The organism is Streptococcus pluranimalium, assembly GCF_047785745.1.
Classification (GTDB): Bacteria; Bacillota; Bacilli; order Lactobacillales; family Streptococcaceae; genus Streptococcus; species Streptococcus pluranimalium_B.
Genome location: NZ_JBLOJT010000069.1, coordinates 1 through 9,316 on the forward strand (window position 1 = coordinate 1; position 9,316 = coordinate 9,316).

General features: G+C 41.0%; 7 protein-coding genes. 2 read left to right on the forward strand and 5 right to left on the reverse strand.

Going from position 1 to position 9,316, the window contains the following annotated elements; all coding sequences use genetic code 11:
* Positions 1-482 precede the first annotated feature (482 nt).
* From deoC to udp, 3 genes are read right to left on the reverse strand one after another with little or no spacing between them, the layout of a single operon-like run.
* Positions 483-1,154, reverse strand: a complete 672-nt coding sequence (deoC, locus tag ACMZ6U_RS07430; protein ID WP_416107567.1) for a deoxyribose-phosphate aldolase — start codon at positions 1,152-1,154, stop codon at positions 483-485.
* A 30-nt stretch (positions 1,155-1,184) separates the two neighbouring features.
* Entirely contained in the window at positions 1,185-2,387 is a 1,203-nt protein-coding gene (locus tag ACMZ6U_RS07435) for a NupC/NupG family nucleoside CNT transporter (protein ID WP_416107569.1), read from the reverse strand.
* Positions 2,388-2,405: 18 nt separating this feature from the next.
* Entirely contained in the window at positions 2,406-3,185 is a 780-nt protein-coding gene (gene udp / locus ACMZ6U_RS07440) for a uridine phosphorylase (RefSeq protein ID WP_104968663.1), read from the reverse strand.
* A 159-nt stretch (positions 3,186-3,344) separates the two neighbouring features.
* Between udp and ACMZ6U_RS07445 the strand changes: the two genes are divergently transcribed.
* Positions 3,345-4,082: a GntR family transcriptional regulator gene (locus ACMZ6U_RS07445; protein ID WP_416107571.1), complete on the forward strand. Its 738-nt coding sequence runs from the start codon at positions 3,345-3,347 to the stop codon at positions 4,080-4,082.
* A 178-nt stretch (positions 4,083-4,260) separates the two neighbouring features.
* Here ACMZ6U_RS07445 and treC read toward each other — a convergent pair whose 3' ends face one another.
* On the reverse strand, positions 4,261-5,886 hold the full coding sequence (treC, locus tag ACMZ6U_RS07450) for an alpha,alpha-phosphotrehalase (RefSeq protein ID WP_416107572.1): 1,626 nt from the start codon (positions 5,884-5,886) through the stop codon (positions 4,261-4,263).
* 408 nt (positions 5,887-6,294) lie between these two features.
* Positions 6,295-8,334: a PTS system trehalose-specific EIIBC component gene (gene treP / locus ACMZ6U_RS07455; protein WP_416107574.1), complete on the reverse strand. Its 2,040-nt coding sequence runs from the start codon at positions 8,332-8,334 to the stop codon at positions 6,295-6,297.
* A gap of 199 nt (positions 8,335-8,533) precedes the next feature.
* Between treP and treR the strand changes: the two genes are divergently transcribed.
* Positions 8,534-9,244: a trehalose operon repressor gene (treR, locus tag ACMZ6U_RS07460; protein WP_416107576.1), complete on the forward strand. Its 711-nt coding sequence runs from the start codon at positions 8,534-8,536 to the stop codon at positions 9,242-9,244.
* Positions 9,245-9,316: the final 72 nt, after the last annotated feature.

Consider the following 9,316-nt stretch of genomic DNA (forward strand, 5'->3'; position numbering starts at 1 on the left):
ATCAAGTACCACTAAGTGAATACGATCAAATGTAGACATCATTTCTCCTTTGTTTATTGAAAATGAAGATCGGACTAAAGTCCTAACCTCTCAATTCATTTTAGATTGTCAAGCAAGATGCAGTTGAGTAGGCTCTAATTCGCTGATGTCATCAGCTTGTACAGCCCTAACGAACGAGATAATCCTTGACTTCCCTTATTTCCAACCTCAAACAGTCACTTCCTGACTTTGCTCGCTTTCACATTTCAAGGCTCGCACTTTCAACAGTCACTCCCCTGACTGTTGAAATCATGCGGAGGTGGGTTCCAAAGGTCCAGCGGACCTTTGGAAGTTGGAAATAAAGCTGATAAAGTCGGCGTCAAAAATAGTCCAGTGAACTGTTTCAGCCTAAACCCTAAAAATTAGGGAGGTGAGGGGAAATCGACTTCTGACGAATTACCGACTTTTGTCCCACTCTCACATCATTAAATAATGCTTTTAAATTAATAAGAACCATCTGCAACTGCTTGATTTTTTACCAGTTTGATAATCCGACTCGTTCCTAAACGTGACGCTCCTAATTGGATAAATTTTTCAGCATCCTCTAAAGAGCTAATTCCACCGGCAGCCTTAATCTTAACATGTGAACCGACGTGTTCAGCCATTAAAGCAACGTCTTTAAATGTTGCACCAGCTGTTGAAAAACCTGTTGAAGTCTTGATAAAATCGGCACCAGAGCGTGTGACAACACCACATAACTCAATCAGCTCTTCTTTAGTTAACTGACAGGTCTCAACAATAACTTTCAAAATATGATCTTGACAAACTTCCTTGATTTGACGAATTTCTGATTCAATAGCATCAAAATGGCCATTTTTAACATCTGTCAAGTTGATCACCATATCAATTTCGTCGGCACCATTTTCGATAGCATCCTGGCATTCAAAAACTTTAGCAGCAGTTGTGCTATAACCATTCGGAAAGCCAATAACAGTACAAATAGCTAGTTTCCCTGAAACATAGTCTGCTGCTTGTTTAACATAAGACGCAGGAATACAAGCAGATGCTGTCTCATAGGTCATCGCATCATCTAAAATAGTTTGAATCTCTGACCAAGTAGCCGTTGTTGATAACAAGGTATGATCGACTGTTTTTAATATATCCTGAACATTCATGTTTATATCCTTCTTTCTTTTTGTTCTAGTTTAGAAAAGCGTCACAATCCCAACAATAAAGGCACTAAGCATACTTACAGCAATACCACCAATCATTGAACGAAAAACTAAGCGTGCCAAAGTACTTCTTTTTCCCGGACATAAAACAGCAATCCCCGAAACACAGATACCTAAGCTAGATAAATTAGCAAAGCCACATAGCGAAATCGTAGCCACCAAAGCTGTTCGATAATCGAGAGATTTGATAACACTACCCAACTGTTGGAAAGACACAAATTCATTTAAAATCAACTTATTACCCAAAAGGCTACCTTCCATGAGAATATCTTTGCCATCAAATCCCATAAGAAAACCAAATGGTGCAAAAACATAAGAGAAAATCTGTTCCAGACGGATACCTAAACCACTTAGCAGCAGATTGATTAGTGATACCAATCCGACAAAAGCAATCAGGCTGGCACCGATTGAAAAGGCCATCTGAGCACCGGTGCTAGCACCTTCAGCGATAGCCTCAATCACATTGGCATTATTTCCTTTGCTATCCATTTTAATATCATCGATTTTTTGGACAGTTTCGGTTTGCGGGAGCAACATTTTAGCAATTAAGATACTACCGATAGGCACCATAGTCGAGGCTATCAAGAGATACTCCATTGGAATCCCCAAAGCGATATAACCACCTAGGATGGAAACAGACATACTTCCCATTCCTGATACTAAGACAACCATAATCTCACTATCTGTCATACGGTCAAGGTATTTGCTAACCAGAATTGGACTGTCGGTTTGCCCGAGAAACATATTGGCAACGGCCACAAAACTCTCAACTTCTGAGGATTTCATAAGTTTACCAACACCCTTACCAATCCATTTTACAATAAGTCCTAGAATACCCATATAGTAAAGTAGGCTAACTAAAGCGGATAAGAAGACAATATTTCCAAGCGTTTGGATGGCAAAGATGAATCCAGTCTTTGCACCACCATCAGCCAAAGAGCCGAACACAAAACTCAGTCCAGCTTGACCAGAGTTGATAACCTTTGTCACACCATCTGAAACGACACTAACAATACGTTGCCCTAATGGGACACGTACAAGAATCAAGGCGATGATAAACTGCACGATAAGTGCCTTTCCTATCAATGGAAAGGAAATGCCTTTACGATTAAAGGAAATAGCATAAATAATGCCCAATATGAGTACGATTCCAAGAATACTATAAATAAACTGCATGATAACCTCTATAAAAAATTATGATACTTTGTCGTCTTCAATCAGAGTACGTAAAGCTTCAACTGCTACTTCAATAGCTGCCTCCGTGTCGTGAGCCATCGGATTATCCATTCCTAAAGCATTACGTTCTTGATTGCCAACAACAAGAAAGTCAGAACCGCAACGAACACCAAGGTGACTAGCCGCCACAAAGAGTGCTGCCGATTCCATTTCTGATGCTTTTGTACCAAGACGTTTCCAAGCTTCCCACTTGTTTAGTAACTCATAGCTCACCGGCATACGTTCTGGTTCATGCTGTCCATAGAAAGCATCTTTACATTGTACCACACCTGCGTGATTAGTATAACCCAATTTTTTTGCAGCTTTGACGAGAGCATTGGTCACCTCTAAGTCTGCTACTGCCGGAAATTCAATAGGAGCGTATTCTTTACTTGTTCCTTCCATACGGATAGCACCAGTCGCAATAACAATATCGCCACCTTTCACATCAAGGTCAATACCGCCACAGGTTCCTACGCGAATAAAGGTATCGGCACCACACAATTTTAATTCTTCCATAGCGATAGAAGCTGACGGTCCACCGATACCCGTTGAGGTAACACTAACTTTTTCACCGTTCAAAGTTCCAGTATAGGTCACGTATTCACGGCTATCTGCCACAAGTACAGGATTATCAAAATGCTTCGCGATTTTTTCGCAACGCTTTGGATCACCCGGCATAATCACATAACGACCCACATCACCTGGACGGATTTGTAAATGGTACTGAAGTCCAACTTCACCTGAATAGTTTTGCATAAAAAGACCTCCTTTTGTCTTGTGTATTTTTAAGAACACTTGTATATTAACATACATAACTTGTTTTGTAAACGTTTTTATTCAAAAAAGTAATCGTTTTCCTTTTTCTTGATTTTTCTAATCATTTCATTTAAACTACGTTGTACAGAGGAGATAGCCATGATTAAAAATGACCTTAATAAAAAGCTAAACAAACTCAAGCATGTACAAGTCTACAATAAAATTTTCAATATGATACAAGAAGGGATTTATACCCCTGGCATGCAACTGCCTACTGAGCCAGAGCTTGCAGAACAATTAAATGTTAGCCGCTCAACTTTGCGAAAATCGCTAGCACTTTTACAAGAAGATCATCTAGTCAAAAATATTCGTGGGAAAGGGAATTTTATCAGACAACACGAGGATAGCAATGCCCCTCATCAATATGATATTAGAAAACATCCTGTCAAAACCTGTCTGACAAACGAGATCCATGAGGTTGAGTTAGAATTTCGCTTAGAAGTGCCTTCAGAGGCTATCCTAACGTCTCTTAAACAAGAGACTCCCGTCGTGGTTATTGCTGACCGCTGGTACCACACTGAGGATGGACCTCTGGCTTATTCTTTATCATTCATCCCTATTGAAGTCATTTCTGAGTATGGTATCTCACTCCAAGAAAACTCGCCACTCTTACAGTTTTTGGAAAGCCGCGTTTACCAGGAAACAATCTCTAGCCATACACAAAGTCATTTTGGTTATACCATCTCAGGTAACTTTTCTGCCACTAAGTACATCCTATCTGAAAATGAACAATTTATGTTGATTCAGGAGAACATCTACAAACAAGATCGACTGCTCGTTTGTAACAAGCATTATCTCCCTATCGAACATTTTGAGCTTTTCCTGACAACACGGTAGGTCAATCCAGATTGATATCCCTATTCAAAATGCCAACTCTTCATTTTTATCTTAGATAACAGTCTTTTACAAAAATGAAACTATTAGCAGATCTTCAATGTAAGCCAGCATTAAGCACATCAGAAAAGGAGCTAGACTACTAAAGTCTGCTCCTTTTTCAATTCATTTTCTATCTAAATTATCCCGCCAAAATTGCTAGAGTTTGGTATGGTTTTAGAATGACTTTCTCACCGATGGTTTCAGTAGCATAGTTGCTGATGAGGACTTGACCATTTTGATAAGCTTCTACTAGGTCAAGGGGCACTTCTTCGGCATAGAAGTTGTTAAGGACAAGCAGTTTTTGTCCATCTAGTTCACGCTCAAAAGCGTAAACTGACTCACTATCAGTATAGGCTGCCTTGTAATCACCTTCTGCGATAAGGGGCATTTCTTTACGAAGTTTAATGAGTTTTTGGTAGAAGCTAAAGATAACACCGTCTTTTTCATTTGCGACATTAATCTCTTTGTAAGATTTTCCTACTTTCAACCATGGTGTACCTGTCGTAAACCCTGCATTGTCACTAGCGTCCCACTGCATTGGTGTACGTGAATTATCACGTGATTTAGCTTTGATAATAGCAAGTGCTTCTTCTGGAGTCTTGCCCTCATCAAGCATAATTTGATAAGCATTGAGGCTCTCAACATCCACATAATCATCCATAGAATCATAGTCTGGGTCGATCATTCCGATCTCTTCCCCCATATAAATGTAAGGCGTTCCGCGTGACAAGTGGATAGAAGCAGCCAGCATGGTGGCCCCTTCATTACGGAAGTGCTTAATATCCACAAAACGGTTAAGGGCGCGTGGTTGATCATGGTTATTGTAGAAAAGGGCGTTCCAGCCGTTACCTCGACTCATGCCTTCACCCCATGTATGGAAAAGGGTTCGCAAAGCATCAAAGTCAAAATCCATAATGGTCCATTTTTGCCCATCTTGGTAATCCACTTTCAAATGGTGGAAATTAAAGGCCATGGACAATTCTTCACGCTCTGGTGCTGTGTAGAGGATACAATTTTCCACAGTTGTTGCTGACATTTCCCCAACCGTCATGAAGGAATCATCCTGACCAAAGCTAGCTTGGTTGAGTTCGTGCAGATAGTCATGAGTTATCGGACGGTCAGTGTAGGCTGGTTTACCATCATTGATTGGGCAATCTTCGAGGACTTCATCCTTACCAATCAAGTTAATCACATCAAAACGAAAACCTTTAACACCCTTGTCTTGCCAGAATTTTACAACTTTAAAGAGTTCTTCACGGACGTTTGGATTACGCCAGTTGAGATCGGCTTGAGTGACATCAAAGAGATGAAGATAGTACTTACCAGTATCCCCAAATGGCGCCCAAGCATTGCCACCAAACTTAGAGACCCAGTCCGTCGGCTCGTCACGCAAGATGAAGAAATCTTGATAGTATTGGTCACCTGCCAAGGCTTTTTGGAACCATTCATGCTCTGTCGAACAGTGGTTGAGCACCATATCCAGCATAAAGTCGATACCCAATTCTTTTCCACGTGCAATCATGGCTTCAAAATCCCCCATAGTCCCAAAATCTGGATTGACCGCTGTATAATCAGCGACATCATAACCATTATCACGTTGGGGACTTGGATAAAAAGGATTAAGCCAGATCATATCAATTCCTAGCTCTTTAAGGTATGGCAAATTCTCAGTAACCCCATTGAGGTCACCAGTACCACTACCTGTCGTGTCTTTAAATGATTTTGGATAAATTTGGTAAACAACCTTACGTTTGTCGATTGCCATGATAAGTCCTTTCTAGTTACTGTTACTCAATACCAATCAAATTCAAAAGAATTCGTTCTTTAATGAATAAAATGGGAACTTTGATTTTTAAGAGTATAACATAGATAGAGGCTGGGCAAAAAGTCCAACCTCTCAATATAGAGTTCGTTTTAACATCTTAACGCAGTGGTTGAATGGCTGTTTCTTTCGCGTTTTACGCTTAGAACCAGACCTAGAACAGTAGATAAAAGCTGTGCTTTTTCTATCTGCAACCTCAAAAGATCTCCCAGATCTTTTGAGCTATGCGGGGATGGGAGTGAAACGGTCTAGGGATAGACTGCTTCACTCCGAACCTATAAATAAAAGAATGAGGAAAATCGAACCCTTTTTAGTTAAAGGGAGTCCTTTCCCACTCCCATTCTTTTGTCATTATAATTTTGTTACCTTTAGAACATCTTCGCCGCGTGAAATCTGGCGTGGAAGATCCTCTATAGGATTGACTTGGTAATCGTTGTGATTTGTCACAATAACAGGTGTCTCAACTGGATAACCTGCCGCTTTAATAGCTGCGATATCAAATGAAATCAAGGCATCTCCTGCAACAACTTTGTCGCCTTGGGAAACGTGAGCTGTGAAACCATTTCCATCAAGATTGACAGTATCCATACCGATGTGCATAAGCATCTCTACACCTTCATCAGTCACAAGGCCAATCGCGTGTTTTGATGGGAAGAGTACTGAGATAGTTCCTGAAACAGGTGCTACCAGTTCTCCTTCAGATGGATCGATTAGGATACCTTGTCCCATCGCACCTTGAGCAAATACTGGATCTACTGCTTGTGAAAGTGGTTTAACCTCACCAGCAAGCGGACTGACAATTGATGCTACTGTTCCTACTGCTGATGCAGTTGTTGGAGCTACTTGAGATGTTGGTTCTACTTCTGCCTGAGCAAGCGCTGCTTGTGATGCCAATTTTTCATCTTCAGCTTTTGTAAGGAAGTTAGCTTTACGGAAGGCAACCGTCAAGACAAATGGCACAACAAGAGCAACCGCCATACAGATAAAGAATGGCACCATGTATTTAACGTTAATAGCAAGGAAACCAGGAATACCACCGACACCGATAGCATTTGCTTGAACGTTCATAGTCGTTGACAAGAGACCTGCAAGTCCTGAACCAATCATTCCTGCGACGAATGGGTAAACGTATTTAACGTTAACACCAAAGAGAGCTGGCTCAGTAACACCAAGATAGGCTGAGATAGTAGCTGGAAGTGAGATTTCAGCTTCGCGTTCGTTTTTACGGTTCATGAAGAAGTAAGCAAATACAGCTGAACCTTGTGCCATGTTTGAGAGAGCGATCATTGGCCAGAGACCAGTTGTTTTAGAAGCTGTGTCCGCAATCAACTGCGTATCAATAGCGTTGGTCATGTGGTGAAGACCAGTGATAACAAGTGGAGCATAAAGGGCACCAAAGATAGCACCAAAGAGCCATTTAACAGGACCAGTCAAACCAGCCAATACAACGAACGAAATCCCTTTACCGATTGTCCAACCAAGTGGGCCCAAGACAGTATGAGCTAAGATAAGAGCTGGAAGCAACGATAGGAATGGCACGAAAATCATTGAGACCATTTCTGGGATACGTTTACGCCAGAAGATTTCAAGGTAGGACAAGCTAAGTCCAGCAAGAAGTGCTGGGATAACCTGTGCTTGGTAACCGATACGGTTAACAGTGAAGAAACCGAAGTCCCAAACCCAGTCTTTGGCAATGTCAGCTGCCGCTGTGCTTCCTACAGCGTAAGCATTGAGCAACTGCGGTGACACCAAACAGATACCAAGAACGATACCAAGGATTTGTGTCGTTCCCATTTTACGGGCAACAGACCAAGTGATCCCTACTGGTAGGAAGTGGAAAATCGCTTCACCTGGTAACCACAAGAAATGGTTAACACCATTCCAGAAAGGCGATACCATTGTAATCGTATTCCAAACAGGGTTACCATCAGCATCAAACACCTTCGCACCATCTGCTATTTGTTGTCCTAGCCAGGGCATACCGACTGATTCTAAAACATTACGGAAACCGAGAATCAAACCACCTACGATGATAGCTGGGATAATTGGTGTAAAAATCTCAGCCAACATGGTCATGACACGTTGAAGTGGGTTCTGATTACTTTTGGCTGCTGACTTGGCAGCTTCTTTAGAAACACCTTCAATGCCAGAAACAGCTGTAAAGTCATTGTAGAAAATAGGCACATCATTACCAATGATAACCTGGAATTGTCCAGCATTGGTGAACGTCCCTTTGACGGCTGAAATCTTTTCGATGTCATTGACATTAGCTTTACTATCGTCGTTCAAAACGAAGCGCATACGTGTCGCACAGTGTGTGACAGCCTTGATATTTTCTTTACCACCGATGGCAGTTAAGAGGTCTTTAGCTTGAGATTCAAATTTTCCCATTTGAGTCAAACTCCTTTTTATCATTTACTAGGATTACTCCCGATTTAGTTGCAATAAAGCGTAGATAAATTTATTTACAGAACAAGTGTAATCGATTGCAAATTTGTAGGCAAGTTGTTTGTCGAAAGTTTTACTAATTTTTGGTAAAATAAGGTATCTTGTCTGCAAAAAATAGACAACTTAGAAAATGTATGAAAAAATGAAAAAGTATGAGAAAGTTTTCCGAAATTTAGAGACTGCTATTAACCAAGGAATCTACCAAGTTAACGACTATTTACCAACCGAAGAAGAGTTGGCTAAAGAGTATGCTGTCAGCCGAGATACCATTCGAAAAGCCTTAAAACTCCTGGCAGAACACGGACTTATTCAAAAACGTCAAGGTAGTGGCTCACAGATCATCAAGCATGAGCGCATTAACTTTCCTGTTTCAGCTCTTACCAGCTTTCAGGAAATCGCCCAAGCGCAAGGGATGGCAACGACAACTAATGTCATCGCTATCGACAAACTCATTGTTGATGGGAAGATGTCAGAACTAACTGGTTTCCCACCAAAGAGTCATGTCTGGCGTATCACGCGCCAACGTGTGATGGAAGGGGTGGCATCTGTCCTTGATATTGACTACTTGTTGACGACTTTTGTTCCTGAAATCGATCGTTCCATTGCGGAGAAATCCATTTACGATTATTTGGAAAACCACCTGCACCTCATGATTGATCTAGCTGAAAAAGAAATCACCATCGACCAGACCAATCAGCAAGACCGTATTCTTCTGGACTTAGCAGGTGAGCATCATGTTGTTTCCATCAAGTCCAAAGTCTTTCTCACCAATGGTCAACAATTTCAATTCACCGAAAGCCGGCACAAATTGGATAAATTTAGATTTGTAGATTTTGCTAAGAGGAGACACTAAAAACGTCACTGTTCATTTTAAACAGTAACGTTTTCAGTTATATTTCAAAATCCATTTGCCCCTGACATTCCT

Bases quoted from the DNA above. Each gene is read 5' to 3' on its own strand.
- deoC (WP_416107567.1), bottom strand. From the start codon at position 1,154: ATGAATGTTCAGGATATATTAAAAACAGTCGATCATACCTTGTTATCA.
- ACMZ6U_RS07435 (WP_416107569.1), bottom strand. From the start codon at position 2,387: ATGCAGTTTATTTATAGTATTCTTGGAATCGTACTCATATTGGGCATT.
- udp (WP_104968663.1), bottom strand. From the start codon at position 3,185: ATGCAAAACTATTCAGGTGAAGTTGGACTTCAGTACCATTTACAAATC.
- ACMZ6U_RS07445 (WP_416107571.1), top strand. From the start codon at position 3,345: ATGATTAAAAATGACCTTAATAAAAAGCTAAACAAACTCAAGCATGTA.
- treC (WP_416107572.1), bottom strand. From the start codon at position 5,886: ATGGCAATCGACAAACGTAAGGTTGTTTACCAAATTTATCCAAAATCA.
- treP (WP_416107574.1), bottom strand. From the start codon at position 8,334: ATGGGAAAATTTGAATCTCAAGCTAAAGACCTCTTAACTGCCATCGGT.
- treR (WP_416107576.1), top strand. From the start codon at position 8,534: ATGAAAAAGTATGAGAAAGTTTTCCGAAATTTAGAGACTGCTATTAAC.